Source organism: Streptomyces sp. NBC_00045, from assembly GCF_045041095.1.
In the GTDB taxonomy this organism is placed as follows: Bacteria; Actinomycetota; Actinomycetes; order Streptomycetales; family Streptomycetaceae; genus Streptomyces.
In genome coordinates this window covers 4,666,808-4,684,475 of record NZ_CP108271.1, presented here as the reverse complement: position 1 = coordinate 4,684,475, position 17,668 = coordinate 4,666,808, and the positions used below count along the sequence as shown (strand labels likewise).

Sequence of the window (17,668 nt, the reverse complement as noted above, 5' to 3'; positions counted from 1 at the left end):
CTCACACCGCCCTCATCAGCAGGGTCGCGGCGATGAGGATCGCCGCGCCCCCGAACATCGAGACCGCGTAGCTGCGGGCGTAGCCGTTCTGCAGCTTGCGCAGCCGGCCCGAAGCGCCGCCGACCGTGGCGGCCGTCCCGTTGACCACTCCGTCGACCAGGGTGTGGTCGACGTACACGAGCGAGCGGGTCAGGTGCTCCCCGCCGCGCACCAGCACGACGTGGTTGAAGTCGTCCTGGTACAGGTCCCGGCGGGCCGCCCGGGTGGCCCAGCTGCCGCGCGGGGCGACCACCGGGACGGGCTTCCTGCCGTACTGGACGTAGGCGAGGCCCACGCCGATGAGCAGGACCACCACCGTCGAGGCGGTGATCGCGGCGGCTCCGATCGGCGGGTTCCCGTGCTCGAAGGAGGTGACGGGCTCCAACCACTTCACGAAGGACTCGTTGAAGCTGAACAGGGCACCTGCGAAGACCGATCCGAAGGCCAGCACGACCATCGGGAGGGTCATGGACTTCGGGGACTCGTGCGGGTGCGGCTCGTGGCCTTCAGCGTCCGGCTGCCAGCGCTTCTCACCGAAGAAGGTCAGGAGCATCACGCGGGTCATGTAGAACGCGGTGACGGCCGCGCCCAGCAGGGTGACCGCTCCGAGGATCCAGCCCTCGGTGCCGCCCTTCGCGAAGGCCGCCTCGATGATCTTGTCCTTGGACCAGAAGCCGGACAGGCCCGGGAAGCCGATGATGGCGAGGTAGCCGAGGCCGAAGGTGACGAAGGTGACCGGCATGAACCGGCGCAGGCCGCCGTAGCGCCGCATGTCCACCTCGTCGTTCATCCCGTGCATCACGGAACCCGCGCCGAGGAAGAGGCCGGCCTTGAAGAAGCCGTGCGTCACCAGGTGCATGATCGCGAAGGCGTAACCGATGGGGCCGAGGCCCGCGGCCAGGATCATGTACCCGATCTGCGACATCGTCGAGCCGGCGAGGGCCTTCTTGATGTCGTCCTTCGCGCAACCGACGATCGCACCGAAGAGGAGCGTGACCCCGCCGACCACGACGACCGCGGTCTGCGCGTCCGGCGCGGCGTTGAAGACCGCCCCGGAGCGGGTGATGAGGTAGACGCCGGCGGTGACCATGGTCGCCGCGTGGATCAGGGCCGAGACCGGGGTCGGGCCCTCCATCGCGTCGCCGAGCCAGGACTGCAGCGGCACCTGGGCCGACTTGCCGCACGCGGCGAGCAGCAGCATCAGGGCGATCGCCGTCAGCTTGCCCTCGGTGGCGTTCCCCACGGAGGCGAAGACCGGTCCGAAGGCGAAGGTCCCGAAGGTGGTGAACAGCAGCATGATCGCGATCGACAGGCCCATGTCGCCGACCCGGTTGACCAGGAAGGCCTTCTTCGCGGCGGTCGCCGCGCTGGGCTTGTGCTGCCAGAAGCCGATGAGCAGGTACGAGGCGAGGCCGACGCCCTCCCACCCGACGTACAGCAGCAGGTAGTTGTCGGCGAGGACCAGCAGCAGCATCGCCGCGAGGAACAGGTTGAGGTAGCCGAAGAAGCGGCGGCGGCGCTCGTCGTGCTCCATGTACCCGATCGAGTACACGTGGATGAGCGTGCCCACTCCGGTGATCAGCAGGACGAACGTCATCGACAGCTGGTCCAGCTGGAAGGCGACGTCCGCCTGGAAGTTCTCGACCGGGATCCAGGTGTACAGCTTCTGGTACAGCGTCCGGTCGTCGGCGCTGCGTCCGAGCATGTCCGCGAACAGGGCCACGCCGATGCCGAAGGAGGCGGCGGCGAGCAGGGTGCCGAGCCAGTGCCCGGCCTTGTCGAGGCGCCGGCCGCCGCACAGCAGCACCGCCGCTCCGAGCAGGGGCGCCGCGATCAGCAGCCCAATCAGATTCTCCACTGTGAGCGCCCCTTACAGCTTCATCAGGCTGGCGTCGTCGACCGAGGCCGAGTGGCGGGTACGGAACAGCGACACGATGATCGCGAGGCCCACCACGACCTCCGCAGCGGCGACGACCATCGTGAAGAAGGCGATGATCTGGCCGTCGAGGTTGCCGTGCATCCGGGAGAAGGTCACGAAGGCGAGGTTGCAGGCGTTGAGCATCAGCTCGATGCACATGAACAGCACGATCGCGTTCTTCCGGATCAGTACTCCGGCGGCGCCGATGGTGAACAGCAGCGCCGACAGGTACAGGTAGTTGACCGGGTTCACTTCGAGGCCTCCTCACGGCCGAGCCGCTCGGCCGACCGCTGCTCCAGCGCCTTCAAGTCCTCCAGTGCCTCGTCCGACACGTCCCGGACCTGGCCGCGGGCGCGCAGCGTCTTGCTGACGGTCAGCTCGGACGGGGTGCCGTCCGGCAGCAGACCGGCGACGTCCACCGCGTTGTGCCGGGCGTACACGCCGGGCGCGGGCAGCGGCGGGAGCTGGACGCCCTCGCGGACGCGCCGCTCGGCGAGCTCGCGCTGGGTGGCGGCCCGCTCGGTGCGCTCGCGGTGGGTGAGGACCATCGCTCCGACGGCTGCGGTGATCAGCAGCGCGCCGGTGATCTCGAAGGCGAACACGTACTTGGTGAAGATCAGCGTGGCCAGCCCCTCGACGTGCCCGGCGGAGTTGGTCCGGCCGAGTCCGTTGAAGTGGCTGAGGTGGGCGTTGGCGAGGCCGGCGATGAGCAGGACGCCGAAGCCGAGCCCGCACAGGGCGGCCATCCAGCGCTGCCCCTTCAGGGTCTCCTTGAGGGAGTCGGCGGCGGTGACGCCGACCAGCATGACCACGAAGAGGAAGAGCATCATGATCGCGCCGGTGTAGACGATGACCTGGACCACGCCGAGGAAGTACGCACCGTTGGCGAGGTAGAAGACCGCCAGGATGATCATCGTCCCGGCCAGGCTCAGGGCGCTGTGTACGGCCTTCTTCATCAGGATCGTGGACAGCGCCCCGATGACGGCGACGGTGGCGAGGACCCAGAACTGGACCGCTTCGCCCGTGGAGGTCGAGGTGGCCGCTGCGAGGGCGCTCATGCCTGCACCTCCTCGGCGTCGGGCGCGGCCCCGGTCTCGCCCTTGGAGACCGCCACCTGCCGGACGGTCCCGGGAGCCGCCCCGGTGACCAGACCGCGGTAGTAGTCCTGCTCGTCGGTGCCCGGGAAGATCGAGTGCGGCGACTCCACCATGCCCTCGGTCAGGCCCGCGAGCAGCTGCTCCTTGGTGTAGATGAGGGATTCGCGGCTGGAGTCGGCCAGTTCGAACTCGTTCGTCATCGTCAACGCCCGCGTCGGGCAGGCCTCGATGCACAGCCCGCACAGGATGCAGCGGGCGTAGTTGATCTGGTAGACCCGGCCGTACCGCTCGCCCGGGGAGTAGCGCTCCTCGTCGGTGTTGTCCGCGCCCTCCACGTAGATGGCGTCGGCGGGACAGGCCCAGGCGCACAGTTCGCACCCGATGCACTTCTCCAGACCGTCCGGGTGCCGGTTCAGCTGGTGCCGTCCGTGGAAGCGCGGGGCGGTGGTCTTCTGCTGCTCGGGGTACTGCTCGGTGAGGCGCTTCTTGAACATGGCCTTGAAGGTCACGCCGAAGCCGGCCACCGGGTTCTGCCACTTCTCGTTCTGCTCCGGTTCAGGCATTCTCAGCACCCTCCTCTCGGTCACTGTCGGTATTCGTCCCGCCACTGACGATCAGCTCCCGCTCCCGGCGGGGCCGCCTGCGCGGTACGGGTGCCAGCTGCTGGCCGGGCTTGGGCGGTACGGGGAATCCGCCCGCCAGCGGGTCGAAGGGCGCGTCCGCGGCGGCCTCGCCGGCCTGTTCGGCGGCCGCCTTCTCCTTGCGGTCGCGGAACAGGTCCGCGACGAAGGACAGCAGCAGGATCGCGACGACCGCGCCGCCGACGTACAGGACGATCTCCGAGAAGTCGTAGCGCTCGTTGCGCAGCGCCCGGACGGTCGCGACCAGCATCAGCCAGAGCACCGAGACCGGGATCAGGACCTTCCAGCCGAGCTTCATCAGTTGGTCGTAGCGCACGCGGGGCAGCGTGCCGCGCAGCCAGATGAAGAAGAACAGCAGCAGCTGGACCTTGATGACGAACCAGAGCATCGGCCACCAGCCGTGGTTCGCGCCCTCCCAGTACGTGGAGATCGGCGCGGGGGCGCGCCAGCCGCCGAGGAAGAGGGTGACCGAGACCGCCGAGACGGTGACCATGTTGACGTACTCGGCCAGCATGAACAGCGCGAACTTGATGGAGGAGTACTCGGTGTTGAAGCCGCCGACGAGGTCGCCCTCGGACTCCGGCATGTCGAACGGCGCCCGGTTCGTCTCGCCGACCATGGTGATGACGTAGATGATGAACGACACCGGCAGCAGCACGATGTACCAGCGGTCGGCCTGCGCCTCGACGATCGCCGAGGTCGACATCGACCCGGAGTAGAGGAAGACGGAGGCGAAGGCCGCGCCCATCGCGATCTCGTACGAGATCATCTGCGCGCAGGAACGCAGGCCGCCGAGCAGTGGGTACGTCGAGCCCGAGGACCAGCCTGCCAGGACGATGCCGTAGATGCCGACGGAGGCGACCGCGAGGATGTAGAGCATCGCGATCGGCAGGTCGGTGAGCTGCATCGTGGTGCGCTGGCCGAAGATCGAGACCTCGTCGTCGGCCGGGCCGAAGGGGATCACCGCGATGGCCATGAAGGCCGGGATCGCCGCGATGATCGGGGCCAGGACGTACACCACCTTGTCGGCCCGCTTGACGATGATGTCTTCCTTGAGCATGAGCTTCACGCCGTCGGCGAGCGACTGGAGCATGCCCCAGGGGCCGTGCCGGTTGGGGCCGATGCGCAGCTGCATCCAGGCGACGACCTTGCGCTCCCACACGATGGAGAAGAGCACGGTCACCATCAGGAAGGCGAAGCAGAACACCGCCTTGATGAGGACCAGCCACCACACGTCGCGGCCGAACAGGCTCAGGTCCTCGGCCGCGAGGACGTGCGGCTGCGACTGGGCCGCGATCTGGGCGAGGTGGTTCACCATGCTCGCACCTCCCTTACGGGGGCCGGAGCTTCGCCCGGCCGAAGGACATGGGTCAGCGACGCCGAGTGCCGCAGCGCGGTCGCGTTCACGGCCGCACCTCCGCGTCCTCGTCGGCCGCCGGGCCGACCCCGGCCGGGCCGATCCGTACGAGGGTGCCCGGGCGGGCCCCGGTGTCGGCGAGCACGCCGTGCCCGGTGGAGTTCAGCGGGAGCCAGACCACCCGGTCGGGCATCTCGGTGATCCGTAGCGGGAGTTCCACGGAGCCGGCCGGGCCGGTCACCGCGAGGACGTCACCGTCCTTGACGCCGGTCTCGGCGGCCGTGGCGGCCGAGAGCCGGGCGCTCGCCTCGTGCCGGGTGCCGGCGAGGGCGTCGTCGCCCTCCTGGAGCCGACCCTGGTCGAGGAGGAGCCGGTGGCCCGCGAGGACGGCCTCGCCCGCTCCGGGGCGGGGCGGCGGCATGGTGTCCGCGGACTGCTCGGCGGCGCGTTCACCGGTCCACGGGCCGAGCGCGTCGAGCTCGCGGCGTACGGCGTGTACGTCGGGCAGCGCGATCGGCCGGTCGGCCGCGTCGGCCAGCATGTGCAGCACGCGGGCGTCGGCGGGGGCGAGCGGGCGGGTCATCTGTTCGGGCTTGAGCGCGGCCTCGAACGGCCGGACCCTGCCCTCCCAGTTGATGAACGCGCCCGCCTTCTCGGCGACGGCGGCGACCGGGAAGACCACGTCCGCGTGGTCGGTGACCTGGCCGGGCCGCAGTTCCAGCGAGACGACGAAGGCCTCCTGGAGGGCGACGAGCGCGCGGGCCGGGTCCGGCAGGTCGGCGACCTCGACGCCGGCGACCAGCAGGGCGGAGAGCTCGCGGCCGGCGGCCGCCTCGACGATCTGGCCGGTGTCGCGGCCGTAGCGGTGCGGGAGTTCGTCCAGCCCCCACGCGGTGGCGACCTCGTCGCGGGCCCGCGGGTCGGTGGCCGGCCGGGCCCCCGGCAGCAGGGACGGCAGCGCGCCCGCCTCGACGGCGGCCCGCTCCCCGGCCCGGCGCGGGATCCACACCAGCTGCGCGCCGGTGGCGGCGGCGGCCCGTACGGCGGCGGTCAGCGCGCCGGGCACGCCGGCCAGGCGCTCCCCGAGGACGATGACCGCGCCGCTGCGGCGCAGCGCGTCGGCGGCCCCGGACCCGCCGGCCTCCAGCCCGGTCCGGGAGGCCAGCGCGTCGAGCCATTCGGGCTCGGTGCCGGGCGCGGCGGCCAGCAGGGTGCCTCCGGCCTTCTCCAGGCCGCGGGTGGCGAACGGGGCGAGGGCGAAGGTCCGCTGCTTGTGCTTGCGGTGGGCCTTGCGCAGCCGCAGGAAGACGCCGGGGGCCTCTTCCTCCGACTCGATGCCGACGAGCAGGACGGCGGGCGCGGCCTCCAGCGCGGAGTACGTCACCCCCTTGCCGTCGAGGTCCTTGCCGGTGCCGGCGACGGTGGCCGCGAGGAAATCGGTCTCCTCCGCGCTGTGGATCCGGGCCCGGAAGTCGATGTCGTTGGTGTCGAGGACCACCCGCGCGAACTTGGCGTACGCGTAGGCGTCCTCGACGGTGAGCCGACCGCCGGTCAGCACCCCTGCCCGGCCGCGCGCGGCGGCGAGCCCGGCGGCCGCGGCCTCCAGGGCCTCGGGCCAGCTCGCCGGGGCGAGGACCCCGTCGGTGCCGCGCACCAGCGGGGTGGTCAGCCGGTCCGGGCGCTGCGCGTAGCGGAACCCGAAGCGGCCCTTGTCGCAGATCCACTCCTCGTTGACCTCGGGGTCCTCGGCGGCCATCCGGCGCAGCACCTTGCCGCGGCGGTGGTCGGTCCGGGTCGCGCAGCCGCCCGCGCAGTGCTCGCACACGCTCGGGGAGGAGACGAGGTCGAACGGGCGGGAGCGGAACCGGTACGCGGCCGAGGTGAGAGCGCCGACGGGGCAGATCTGGATGGTGTTGCCGGAGAAGTACGACTCGAAGGGGTCTCCCTCGCCGGTGCCGATCTGCTGGAGCGCCCCGCGTTCGAGCATCTCGATCATCGGGTCGCCCGCGACCTGCGTGGAGAAGCGGGTGCAGCGCGCGCACAGGACACACCGCTCGCGGTCCAGCAGCACCTGGGTGGAGATCGGGACGGGCTTCTCGTAGGTGCGCTTCTTGCCATCGAAACGCGAGTCGCTCTGACCGTGGGACATCGCCTGGTTCTGCAGGGGGCACTCGCCGCCCTTGTCGCAGACCGGGCAGTCCAGCGGGTGGTTGATGAGCAGCAGCTCCATCACGCCGCGCTGGGACTTCTCGGCGACCGGGGAGGTCAGCTGCGTCTTGACGACCATGCCGTCGGTGCAGGTGATGGTGCAGGAGGCCATCGGCTTGCGCTGGCCCTCGATCTCGACGATGCACTGGCGGCAGGCGCCGACCGGGTCGAGCAGGGGGTGGTCGCAGAACCGGGGGATCTCGATGCCGATCTGTTCGGCGGCCCGGATGACCAGGGTCCCCTTGGGCACCGACAGTTCGACGCCGTCGATGGTCAGGGAGACCAGGTCTTCGGGGGGTACGGCGGCCTCTCCGCCACCGGTCGGAGCATTAGTGGTGACGGTCATGCGTTCACCTCCGTGTCAGCCCAGAGGGTCGACTTCCTGGGGTCGAAGGGGCAGCCCTTGCCCGTGATGTGCTGCTCGTACTCCGCGCGGAAGTACTTGAGCGAGGAGAAGATGGGGCTGGCGGCGCCGTCGCCGAGCGCGCAGAACGACTTTCCGTTGATGTTGTCGGCGATGTCGTTCAGCTTGTCGAGGTCCGACATGACGCCCTCGCCGGCTTCGATGTCGCGGAGCAACTGGACCAGCCAGTAGGTGCCTTCGCGGCAGGGGGTGCACTTGCCACAGGACTCGTGCGCGTAGAACTCGGTCCAGCGGGTGACGGCCCGCACCACGCAGGTCGTCTCGTCGAAGCACTGGAGCGCCTTGGTGCCGAGCATGGAGCCGGCCGCACCGACGCCCTCGTAGTCCAGCGGCACGTCCAGGTGCTCGTCCGTGAACATCGGGGTGGAGGAGCCGCCCGGGGTCCAGAACTTCAGCCGGTGCCCGGGCCGCATCCCGCCGCTCATGTCGAGCAGCTGGCGCAGGGTGATGCCGAGGGGGGCCTCGTACTGGCCGGGGCCGGCGACGTGCCCGGAGAGCGAGTACAGGGTGAAGCCGGGGGACTTCTCGGTCCCCATCGCCTTGAACCAGTCCTTGCCCCGGTTCAGGATCGCGGGAACCGAGGCGATGGATTCGACGTTGTTGACGACAGTGGGGCACGCGTAGAGCCCCTCGACGGCAGGGAAGGGGGGACGCAGCCGGGGCTGGCCGCGCCGGCCTTCGAGGGAGTCGAGGAGTGCCGTCTCCTCACCGCAGATGTACGCGCCCGCTCCCGCGTGCACCGTGATGTCGAGCTTCAGTCCGCTCCCGAGAACGTTCTCCCCGAGGTAGCCGGCGTCGTACGCCTCGCGCACCGCCTCGTGCAGGCGCCGCAGCACCGGCACGACCTCGCCGCGCAGGTAGATGAAGGCGTGCTCCGACCGGATCGCGTAGCAGGCAATGATCATTCCCTCGATGAGGGAGTGCGGGTTGGCGAAGAGAAGGGGGATGTCCTTGCAGGTTCCCGGCTCCGACTCGTCCGCGTTCACGACGAGGTAGTGCGGCTTTCCGTCGCCCTGCGGAATGAACTGCCACTTCATTCCGGTGGGGAAGCCCGCGCCGCCGCGGCCGCGCAGACCGGAGTCCTTCACATATGCGATGAGGTCGTCCGGGGTCATCGCGAGTGCCTTGCGCAGGCCCTCGTACCCGTCGTGCCGCCGGTAGGTCTCCAGCGTCCATGACTGCGGCTCGTCCCAGAACGCCGACAGCACGGGCGCCAGCAGCTTCTCCGGCGCACCGTTCTCATGCATTTCGGCAGTCACCGTCATCACTCCCCCTCCTCGGTGGCAGCCTCGGCCTCACCACGCGGGTGCACGACCTTGCCGAGCTGCGGGGTCTCGCCGCGTGCGATGCGCAGGCCGATCAGGGAGGCGGGGCCGGCGCCGCCGCTCGCCTCGACCGCGCCCTCGCGCTCGTCCGGGAAGCCGGCCAGGATCCGGGCGGTCTCCTTGTACGTGCACAGCGGCGCGCCCCGGGTCGGCGCGACGGGTCGGCCCGCGATCAGGTCGTCGACCATGGCCTTGGCGGAGTCGGGGGTCTGGTTGTCGAAGAACTCCCAGTTGACCATCACCACGGGGGCGTAGTCGCAGGCCGCGTTGCACTCGATGTGCTCCAGCGTCACCTTGCCGTCGGGGGTGGTCTCGTTGTTGCCGACCCCGAGGTGCGCCTTGAGCTCGTCGAAGATCGCGTCGCCGCCCATGACCGCGCACAGGGTGTTCGTGCACACGCCGACCTGGTAGTCGCCGGAGGGCCGCCGCCGGTACATCGTGTAGAAGGTGGCGACGGCGGTGACCTCGGCGGTGGTCAGGCCCAGCACCTCGGCGCAGAACCGGATGCCGGTCCGCGAGACGTGGCCTTCCTCCGCCTGCGTCAGGTGCAGCAGCGGCAGCAGCGCGGAGCGGCTGTCGGGGTAGCGGGCGATGACCTCGGCGGCATCGGCTTCGAGCCGGGCGCGCACGTCGGCCGGGAAGTCGGGGGCCGGCAGCTGGGGCATGCCCAGGGACAGGGGGGCCTGGGGGGTGTCCCCTCCAGAAAACTCAGTGGTCATCGGTCGACGCCTCCCATCACGGGGTCGATGGAGGCGACGGCGACGATGACGTCGGCGACCTGGCCGCCCTCGCACATCGCGGCCATGGCCTGCAGGTTGGTGAAGGACGGGTCGCGGAAGTGGACCCGGTAGGGGCGGGTGCCCCCGTCGGAGACGACGTGGACGCCGAGTTCGCCCTTGGGGGACTCGACGGCCGCGTACACCTGCCCGGCCGGTACCCGGAAGCCCTCGGTCACCAGCTTGAAGTGGTGGATGAGGGCTTCCATGGAGGTGCCCATGATGTTCTTGATGTGGTCGAGCGAGTTGCCGAGGCCGTCCGGGCCCATCGCCAGCTGCGCCGGCCAGGCGATCTTCTTGTCGGCGACCATGACCGGGCCCGGCTCCAGCCGTTCCAGGCACTGCTCGACGATCCGCAGGGACTGGCGCATCTCCTCCAGGCGGACCAGGAACCGCCCGTACGAGTCGCAGGTCTCGGTGGTCGGCACGTCGAACTCGTAGGTCTCGTAGCCGCAGTACGGGTCCGCCTTGCGCAGGTCGTGCGGCAGGCCGGCGGAGCGCAGGATCGGGCCGGTGGCGCCCAGCGCCATGCAGCCGGTGAGGTCGAGGTAGCCGACGTCCTGCATGCGGGCCTTGAAGATGGGGTTGCCGGTGGCGAGCTTGTCGTACTCCGGCAGGTTCTTCTTCATGGTCTTGAGGAAGTCGCGCAGCTGGTCCACGGCGCCCGGGGGCAGGTCCTGGGCGAGGCCTCCGGGGCGGACGAACGCGTGGTTCATGCGCAGGCCGGTGATCAGCTCGAAGATGTCGAGGATCAGCTCGCGGTCCCGGAAGCCGTAGATCATGATCGTGGTCGCGCCCAGCTCCATGCCGCCGGTGGCGATGCACACCAGGTGGGAGGAGAGCCGGTTGAGCTCCATCAGCAGGACGCGGATGACGGTGGCGCGGTCCGGGATCTGGTCGGTGATGCCGAGCAGCTTCTCGACGCCGAGGCAGTACGCCGTCTCGTTGAAGAACGGCGTCAGGTAGTCCATGCGCGTCACGAAGGTGGTGCCCTGCGTCCAGTTCCGGAATTCGAGGTTCTTCTCGATGCCGGTGTGCAGGTAGCCGATGCCGCAGCGGGCCTCGGTGACCGTCTCGCCGTCGATCTCCAGGATCAGGCGGAGCACGCCGTGGGTGGACGGGTGCTGCGGGCCCATGTTGACGACGATCCGCTCGTCGTCGGCCTTGGCCGCGGACTGGACGATCTCGTCCCAGTCGCCGCCGGTGACGGTGTAGACGGTGCCCTCTGTGGTTTCCCGGGAGGCCGCGTGGTTCGAGGTGTTGGACATCAGCTGTACGACCTCCGCTGGTCGGGAGCCGGGATCTGGGCACCCTTGTACTCGACGGGGATGCCGCCGAGCGGGTAGTCCTTGCGCTGCGGGAAGCCCTGCCAGTCGTCCGGCATCATGATCCGGGTGAGGGCCGGGTGCCCGTCGAAGACCAGGCCGAAGAAGTCGTAGGTCTCGCGCTCGTGCCAGTCGTTCGTCGGGTAGACGGAGACGAGCGACGGGACGTGGCGGTCGGCGTCCGGGGCCGACACCTCCAGGCGCAGCACGCGGCCGTGGGTGATCGAGCGCAGGTGGTAGACGGCGTGCAGCTCGCGGCTCTTGTCGTCGGGGAAGTGCACCCCGCTGACGCCGGTGCAGAGCTCGAAGCGCAGGGCGGGGTCGTCGCGCAGGGTGCCGGCCACCCGGAGCAGGTGCTCGCGGGCGATGTGGAGCGTCAGCTCGCCCCGGTCGACGACGACCTTCTCGATCGCGTTCTCGGGAAGCAGGTCCTGCTCCTCCAGCGCTCCTTCGAGTTCGTCCACGACCTCGTCGAAGTAGGAGCCGTAGGGGCGGTGGCTCGCTCCGGGCATCGCGACGGTGCGGACGAGGCCGCCGTAGCCACTGGTGTCGCCGCCGCCCTGGGCTCCGAACATGCCCTTGCGGACGCCGATGACCTCGGGGCCGCCGGCGGAGTCCCGGGGGGCAGGAACGTTGTTCCCGTTGTCTGGGGAGGTCTGGCTCACCGCAGGAGCCCCTTCATCTCGATGGTGGGGAGGGCCTTGAGGGCCGCCGCCTCCGCCTCGCGCGCCGCCTCTTCCTGGTTCACGCCGAGCTTTCCGCCCTGGATCTTCTGGTGGAGCTTGAGGATCGCGTCGATCAGCATCTCGGGGCGCGGCGGGCAGCCGGGGAGATAGATGTCCACCGGGACGATGTGGTCGACGCCCTGGACAATCGCGTAGTTATTGAACATTCCGCCTGAAGATGCGCAAACCCCCATGGAGATGACCCATTTGGGAGCGGGCATCTGGTCGTACACCTGCCGCAGCACCGGCGCCATCTTCTGGCTGACCCGCCCGGCCACGATCATCAGATCGGCCTGGCGCGGGGAGCCGCGGAAGACCTCCATGCCGAAGCGGGCCAGGTCGTACCGGCCCGCTCCGGTGGTCATCATCTCGATGGCGCAGCAGGCCAGGCCGAAGGTCGCGGGGAACACGGATGACTTGCGCACCCAACCCGCGGCCTGTTCGACGGTGGTCAGCAGAAAGCCGCTCGGCAGCTTCTCTTCCAGTCCCATGGGAAATTCAGCCCCTCAGTCCCATTCCAGGCCGCCGCGGCGCCACACGTAGGCGTAGGCGACGAAGACGGTGAGCACGAAGAGCAGCATCTCGACGAGCCCGAAGATCCCCAGGGAGTCGAAGGTGACGGCCCAGGGGTAGAGGAAGACAACTTCGATGTCGAAGACGATGAAGAGCATCGCCGTCAGGTAGTACTTGATGGGGAAGCGACCGCCGCCGGCCGGCGTGGGCGTCGGCTCGATGCCGCACTCGTACGCCTCAAGCTTCGCCCGGTTGTACCGTTTTGGGCCGATCAGCGTGGCCATGACCACGGAGAAGATCGCAAACCCTGCGCCGAGGGCGCCGAGCACGAGGATGGGTGCGTATGCATTCACGCTCCTCGCTCCTTCCAGTCGTCCTTGACCGTTGGACCGCTGTGCCGGCACCGAGCGAGCCGCCCCGCGAAGATCGCCCAACTTCGAGAGATCGCATGTGAGGCAGTTCACAAGCCGGACTGGTGCGCATCTTATGCCCGGTGGTCTGTGATCTGCGACACGGGTAACAACAACGAGTTTGTGATCTCCACCACCTGACGAACGATCATGAAGTCAGATGAGCTGTGATCTTCATACGCGAAGCATCCACATGATCACCAAAGGTGACATCCACCCCCGTTACCGCAGGTAGAAGGGGGGTGGCACTATCAAACGATTCCCAGTGCAGGCAAATTTGCGAGATCAAGCCTTGCACGGTAAAGGGAAGTCGCCGTCGCTCGGCCGAGGGAATCCCCGGGGACGGGAATGGACGGGGTGAACGGGGGCAGTCGGGGACGTGACTGCGTGCACATGTTCACGAGCGCCGGCGCCGCCCACGCGGCAAGTTCACGGCAAGGTCACGGACGGGCCACAGCGCCCTCACGGCGAGACGTTCCTGTGACCTGCGTCACACCGAATTTTCGGTTCCGAAAGAGGGCTTGGCCATCTGTGCACCGGGATGGTAGTCCGTGGATCATTTCGGACTAATTACTGAAACCCCTTGATCACAGCCCTGTGACGGCGTGTCCGATTCGCCCGTTACGGCGTCAATAAGACGCGCGGCGCGCCCGGTTAGCTCACTTTTCGCGCAACTGTGGCGCAGACCACGTTTCTTGATGGGAACCCGGACCCCCTGATAGCGGTTGTCCTCATGTCCCACACCGCTCACATACCCAGCCACCGGAAGCCCCGCCGCTCCGCCTCGAAGCTCGCGGTCCGCGCCGGAGTTGCCGGTGGCGTCCTCAGCACCCTGGCGATGGCCGGCACGGCGAGCGCGTCCCCGTCCGAGCCCGTGACCGAGACGACGCTCGAAATGCCGGTCCTGAACCTGGACCTGGCCGCCGAGGTCTCCTCCGCCGTCACCACCGCCGCCGAGAACACGGCCGCCGCCGCCGTCACCGGCGAACTGCGCACTCAGGAGGAGCAGGCCCGTACGGGCGCTGCCGCCGAGGCGAAGAAGGCCAAGGAAGACGCCGAGAAGGCCGACGCCGAGAAGAAGGCGAAGGCGGAGGCGGACCGCAAGGCCGCGGCCGAGCGCGCCACCCGCAGCTCCGACCGCACCTCGCTGCAGAGCGCCTCCGCCTCCGGGTCCGGCGAGCTGGGCTCGGGCACCGTCACCGCCCCGGCGACCGGCTCCGCCGCCGCCATCGTGAACTTCGCCCGTGCGCAGGTCGGCAAGGCGTACGTCAGCGGTGGGACCGGCCCGTCCTCGTTCGACTGCTCCGGCCTCGTCCAGGCCGCCTACCGCCAGGCCGGCATCTCGCTGCCCCGCGTGTCCCAGGACCAGTCCGCGGCGGGCAGCTCGGTGTCCCTGAGCTCCCTGAAGCCGGGCGACATCCTGTACTGGGGCTCCCGCGGCAACGCCTACCACGTCGCCATCTACGTCGGCGGCGGCAAGTTCGTGGGCGCCCAGAACCCCAGCACGGGCATCGTCGAGCGCTCCCTGAGCTACGACCCGCCGACGGGCGCCGTCCGCGTCCTCTGAGGCTCCCAGGGGCCTCTGAAGCCCCTCCAGGCACGGCGAAGGGCCGGCACTCCCCCGCTCGGGGCGGAGTGCCGGCCCTTCGCCGTGCCTGCGCGCCGAGCCCACCCGCCGTGGCTCGCGCTGTGCCCACCCGCTCGCGGGGTTGTTCACCGGGCTGCTGGCGGGTCTTCATCCCGCCTGGCGGGCGGCCCGTGTGGAACCGGCCGAGGCCTTGAGAAGATGGCGGGGGTGCTGCGGACAGATGCAGCCCGGGAGGTGGTGGACCGTGATCGGCAGGGCGTACGAGGAGCACGGCTCCGGCGGGGGAACCGTCGACCCCACCGCTACACCGGCCGCCACCGGGCTCTTCCTGCTCGCCGTCGGCGGCTGGCTGCTGAACACCGCCCGCCCGTGGCACAAACCCGGACATCCCGTCATCCTGGGGCTCGGCTGGGCCGTTGCGCTCACGCTGCTGCTGTGGGGCCTGGTCCTGCTGGCCCGCTGCGTGCGCACCGTCCACGGCGCGGCGGAGCCCGCCCCGTACGAAGGCTCCGGTGACGACGGAGCGGACCGAACCGGCGAGACCCCGGCCCGACCCGCCTCGTAACGCCACCCGTCAGGCCTTCGGGGCCACCTTGGTTCCACCGGGGTAACCATCGGACGAGAAATTTCCTACCAGCGGTGTTACGTTTTAGGTATGAGCAGCCACGTAGCGCCCCAGGCCGCCGAGCGGGCCGGTAAGAGATCCGTGTCGCTCGCACAGTCGTTGATCAAGGAAGTCGAGGAGCGCACCGGCAAGAACGGGTTCTCCTCCGTCGTGGCCGAAGCCCTGGAGGAATGGCTCGCCGCGCAGAAGCTCCGTGAGGTCGTGGCCGCCGACCGCAAGGCGTTCGGCCCCGTCTCCGCCGAAGCGCGGCGGCAGGCGGAACAGGAGTGGTAAGCAAGCGCCTCAAGATCAAAGCCAAGAGCGAGGGCACGCTCGTCCTGGACGCCCAGGGGCTTTCGCTTCACGTCGACGGCGACGAGGGGATGCGTGCGCGCATCGAGGTCGCTCAGCAGAGCGGCAGACGCGTGGCGCTGTCCGCACTGACGCCCTTGGAGGTGCGCCGAACAGGAGAAGCCGCCAAGCGACTCCGGTTCCTGCTGTCCCGGTTCGACGTGAAACCGGTCAACGACGCGGTGACAGACGCCGCAGCGAAGCTGCTGGATACCTCGGGCCTTGACGGGCACGAATGCCTCGTGGACGCACTCGTGGTGGCCACCGCCGCGCTCTGCCCGCCCCCGGTACTCCTCGTCACCTCCGACAAGTCGCACATCCCGGCGCTGTGCAAGGCCGCCGAGGAGCTTCCCGGCTCGCCGAAGGTGAAGATCGTCAACGTCTGACGGCCAAACGTCAGGAGCCGGGCCGCTCAACTACCCAACGAGCGGCCCGGCCTTGAATGATCAGGCTTTTGGAGCCACCTTGGAGAGGCCGTTGATGATGCGGTCCATCGCGTCGCCGCCCGCCGGGTCGGTCAGGTTGGCCAGCATCTTCAGGGTGAACCGCATCAGCACCGGGTGCGTCAGGCCGCGCTGGGTGGCGACCTTCATCACCTTCGGGTTGCCGATCAGCTTCACGAAGGCGCGGCCCAGCGAGTAGTAGCCGCCGTAGGTCTCCTTGAGCACCTTCGGGTAGCTGTGCAGGGCCAGCTCGCGCTGCGCCGGCGTGGACCGGGCGTGCGCCTGCACGATGACGTCGGCCGCGATCTGGCCCGACTCCATCGCGTAGGCGATGCCCTCGCCGTTGAACGGGTTGACGAGGCCGCCCGCGTCACCGACGAGCAGCAGGCCCTTGGTGTAGTGCGGCTGCCGGTTGAAGGCCATCGGCAGGGCCGCGCCGCGGATCGGCTGCGTCATGTTCTCGGGGGTGTAGCCCCAGTCCTCCGGCATGGACGCGCACCAGGCCTTGAGGACCTCGCGCCAGTCCAGCTCCCGGAAGGCGGAGGAGGAGTTGAGGATGCCGAGACCGACGTTGGACGTGCCGTCGCCCATGCCGAAGATCCAGCCGTAGCCGGGCAGCAGCCGGTCCTGGGCTCCGCGCCGGTCCCACAGTTCCAGCCAGGACTCCAGGTAGTCGTCGTCGTGGCGCGGGGAGGTGAAGTACGTCCGCACGGCCACGCCCATCGGCCGGTCCTCGCGCCGGTGCAGGCCCATCGCGAGGGACAGCCTGGAGGAGTTGCCGTCGGCGGCGACGACGAGGGGCGCGCTGAAGGTGACCGGGATCTTCTCCTCGCCGAGCTTGGCCTGCACGCCCGTGATGTGGCCGGTCCGCGGATCCCGCACCGGCTCGCCGACGTTGCACCGCTCGTACAGGCGGGCGCCGGCCTTCTGGGCCTGGCGGGCCAGGGTCTCGTCGAAGTCGTCGCGCTTGCGGACGAGTCCGTAGTCGGGGAAGGAGGCGAGTTCCGGCCAGTCCAGCTGGAGCCGCTGGCCGCCACCGATGATCCGCAGGCCCTTGTTGCGCAGCCAGCCGGCCTCTTCGGAGATGTCGATGCCCATCGCCACCAGCTGCTTGGTGGCGCGCGGGGTCAGACCGTCGCCGCAGACCTTCTCGCGCGGGAACGCCGTCTTCTCCAGCAGCAGGACGTCGAGTCCCGCCTTGGCGAGGTAGTAGGCGGTGGTCGAGCCGGCGGGTCCGGCCCCGACGACGATCACATCCGCGGAGTGTTCGGAGAGGGGCTCGGTCACTGCGGGGTCTCCCGAAGGCTCGATAAAGGGTGCCCAACGGCACAGGACATGTGCAGTCTATGCAGCGAGAGAGATCACGAACCCGAAGGGCTGCCCGATGACCACCTCGCTCCCCGCCGTAGAGCTGCGCGTGCCCACCCACGAGGATGCGCGGGCCTGGCACGGGGTCTTCGACGACCCCGACGTGATGGAGTTCCTCGGCGGTCCCGCCGAGCTGTCCCTGTACGAGGAGTTCACCGCGCGGCAGCGGATGCACGATGCGCAGCTCGGCTACTGCCTCTGGACGCTGCTGGACGCGCAGGGCGCGGTGATCGGGTTCACCGGCGCGCAGCCGTGGCCGCGGGAGAAGGAATGGGGGCCGGTCGGGGAGGTAGAGATCGGCTGGCGGCTGGGTCGCTCCGCCTGGGGCAAGGGGTACGCGTATGCCGCGGCGCTGGCGACGCTGGAACGCGTACGGGCGGCCGGGGTGCCGCGAGTGGTGGCGATGATCAACGACGAGAACCAGCGGTCGATCGCGGTCGCGGAACGGCTGGGCATGACCCTGGCGTCCCGCTTCCTCCTCCCGAACGGCCAGAAGTACGGCCGCCGCTACGAACTCACCCTCCAGCCCGACTAGCCCCGGGCCCGCCCGCACGCA

At 69.5% G+C, this 17,668-nt stretch carries 18 protein-coding genes; 5 read left to right on the top strand and 13 right to left on the bottom strand.

Going from position 1 to position 17,668, the window contains the following annotated elements; genetic code table 11:
* Position 1 precedes the first annotated feature (1 nt).
* From nuoL to OHA65_RS21980, 12 genes are all read right to left on the bottom strand, one after another.
* The gene (gene nuoL, locus OHA65_RS22035; protein ID WP_327284834.1) at positions 2-1,897 is read right to left on the bottom strand and encodes an NADH-quinone oxidoreductase subunit L; all 1,896 of its coding nucleotides are present in this window, start codon (positions 1,895-1,897) and stop codon (positions 2-4) included.
* 12 nt (positions 1,898-1,909) lie between these two features.
* Entirely contained in the window at positions 1,910-2,209 is a 300-nt protein-coding gene (nuoK, locus tag OHA65_RS22030) for an NADH-quinone oxidoreductase subunit NuoK (protein ID WP_054223348.1), read from the bottom strand.
* Positions 2,206-3,015, bottom strand: coding sequence for an NADH-quinone oxidoreductase subunit J (locus OHA65_RS22025; protein ID WP_327284833.1), 810 nt, complete (start codon positions 3,013-3,015; stop codon positions 2,206-2,208). Before OHA65_RS22025 ends, nuoK begins: the two co-directional genes overlap by 4 nt.
* A complete protein-coding gene (gene nuoI, locus OHA65_RS22020; protein WP_327284832.1) occupies positions 3,012-3,617 on the bottom strand; it encodes an NADH-quinone oxidoreductase subunit NuoI in 606 nt (201 codons plus the stop codon). Before nuoI ends, OHA65_RS22025 begins: the two co-directional genes overlap by 4 nt.
* Positions 3,610-5,013, bottom strand: coding sequence for an NADH-quinone oxidoreductase subunit NuoH (nuoH, locus tag OHA65_RS22015; RefSeq protein WP_327284831.1), 1,404 nt, complete (start codon positions 5,011-5,013; stop codon positions 3,610-3,612). Before nuoH ends, nuoI begins: the two co-directional genes overlap by 8 nt.
* 85 nt (positions 5,014-5,098) lie before the next feature.
* Positions 5,099-7,606: an NADH-quinone oxidoreductase subunit G gene (locus OHA65_RS22010; RefSeq protein ID WP_405762319.1), complete on the bottom strand. Its 2,508-nt coding sequence runs from the start codon at positions 7,604-7,606 to the stop codon at positions 5,099-5,101.
* Positions 7,603-8,952 carry an NADH-quinone oxidoreductase subunit NuoF gene (nuoF, locus tag OHA65_RS22005; protein ID WP_327284829.1) on the bottom strand — a complete coding sequence of 450 codons (1,350 nt, stop codon included), beginning with the start codon at positions 8,950-8,952 and terminating at the stop codon, positions 7,603-7,605. The genes OHA65_RS22010 and nuoF overlap by 4 nt, the downstream gene beginning before the upstream one ends.
* Entirely contained in the window at positions 8,949-9,728 is a 780-nt protein-coding gene (nuoE, locus tag OHA65_RS22000; RefSeq protein WP_327284828.1) for an NADH-quinone oxidoreductase subunit NuoE, read from the bottom strand. Before nuoE ends, nuoF begins: the two co-directional genes overlap by 4 nt.
* Positions 9,725-11,053: an NADH-quinone oxidoreductase subunit D gene (locus tag OHA65_RS21995; RefSeq protein ID WP_327284827.1), complete on the bottom strand. Its 1,329-nt coding sequence runs from the start codon at positions 11,051-11,053 to the stop codon at positions 9,725-9,727. Before OHA65_RS21995 ends, nuoE begins: the two co-directional genes overlap by 4 nt.
* Entirely contained in the window at positions 11,053-11,775 is a 723-nt protein-coding gene (locus OHA65_RS21990) for an NADH-quinone oxidoreductase subunit C (protein WP_329314282.1), read from the bottom strand. Before OHA65_RS21990 ends, OHA65_RS21995 begins: the two co-directional genes overlap by 1 nt.
* Entirely contained in the window at positions 11,772-12,326 is a 555-nt protein-coding gene (locus OHA65_RS21985; protein ID WP_327284825.1) for an NADH-quinone oxidoreductase subunit B family protein, read from the bottom strand. Before OHA65_RS21985 ends, OHA65_RS21990 begins: the two co-directional genes overlap by 4 nt.
* 15 nt (positions 12,327-12,341) lie before the next feature.
* On the bottom strand, positions 12,342-12,701 hold the full coding sequence (locus tag OHA65_RS21980; RefSeq protein ID WP_030028256.1) for an NADH-quinone oxidoreductase subunit A: 360 nt from the start codon (positions 12,699-12,701) through the stop codon (positions 12,342-12,344).
* A 790-nt stretch (positions 12,702-13,491) separates the two neighbouring features.
* Here OHA65_RS21980 and OHA65_RS21975 point away from each other — a divergent pair.
* The 4 genes from OHA65_RS21975 (at position 13,492) to OHA65_RS21960 (ending at position 15,687) form a co-directional block, all read left to right on the top strand.
* Positions 13,492-14,325, top strand: coding sequence for a C40 family peptidase (locus tag OHA65_RS21975; RefSeq protein ID WP_327284824.1), 834 nt, complete (start codon positions 13,492-13,494; stop codon positions 14,323-14,325).
* A gap of 265 nt (positions 14,326-14,590) precedes the next feature.
* Positions 14,591-14,911 (top strand): hypothetical protein, encoded by a 321-nt coding sequence (locus tag OHA65_RS21970; RefSeq protein ID WP_327284823.1) that lies wholly within the window; start codon positions 14,591-14,593, stop codon positions 14,909-14,911.
* Positions 14,912-15,052: 141 nt separating this feature from the next.
* Complete coding sequence (locus tag OHA65_RS21965) at positions 15,053-15,244, top strand: hypothetical protein (RefSeq protein WP_351275476.1); 192 nt, start codon at positions 15,053-15,055, stop codon at positions 15,242-15,244.
* Complete coding sequence (locus OHA65_RS21960; protein WP_327284821.1) at positions 15,238-15,687, top strand: DNA-binding protein; 450 nt, start codon at positions 15,238-15,240, stop codon at positions 15,685-15,687. The genes OHA65_RS21965 and OHA65_RS21960 overlap by 7 nt, the downstream gene beginning before the upstream one ends.
* Before the next feature lie 60 nt (positions 15,688-15,747).
* On the opposite strand, the gene OHA65_RS21955 is transcribed toward OHA65_RS21960, so the two are convergent.
* On the bottom strand, positions 15,748-17,031 hold the full coding sequence (locus tag OHA65_RS21955) for a geranylgeranyl reductase family protein (RefSeq protein ID WP_327284820.1): 1,284 nt from the start codon (positions 17,029-17,031) through the stop codon (positions 15,748-15,750).
* Positions 17,032-17,128: 97 nt separating this feature from the next.
* Between OHA65_RS21955 and OHA65_RS21950 the strand changes: the two genes are divergently transcribed.
* Complete coding sequence (locus OHA65_RS21950) at positions 17,129-17,647, top strand: GNAT family N-acetyltransferase (RefSeq protein WP_327284819.1); 519 nt, start codon at positions 17,129-17,131, stop codon at positions 17,645-17,647.
* Positions 17,648-17,668 lie beyond the last annotated feature (21 nt).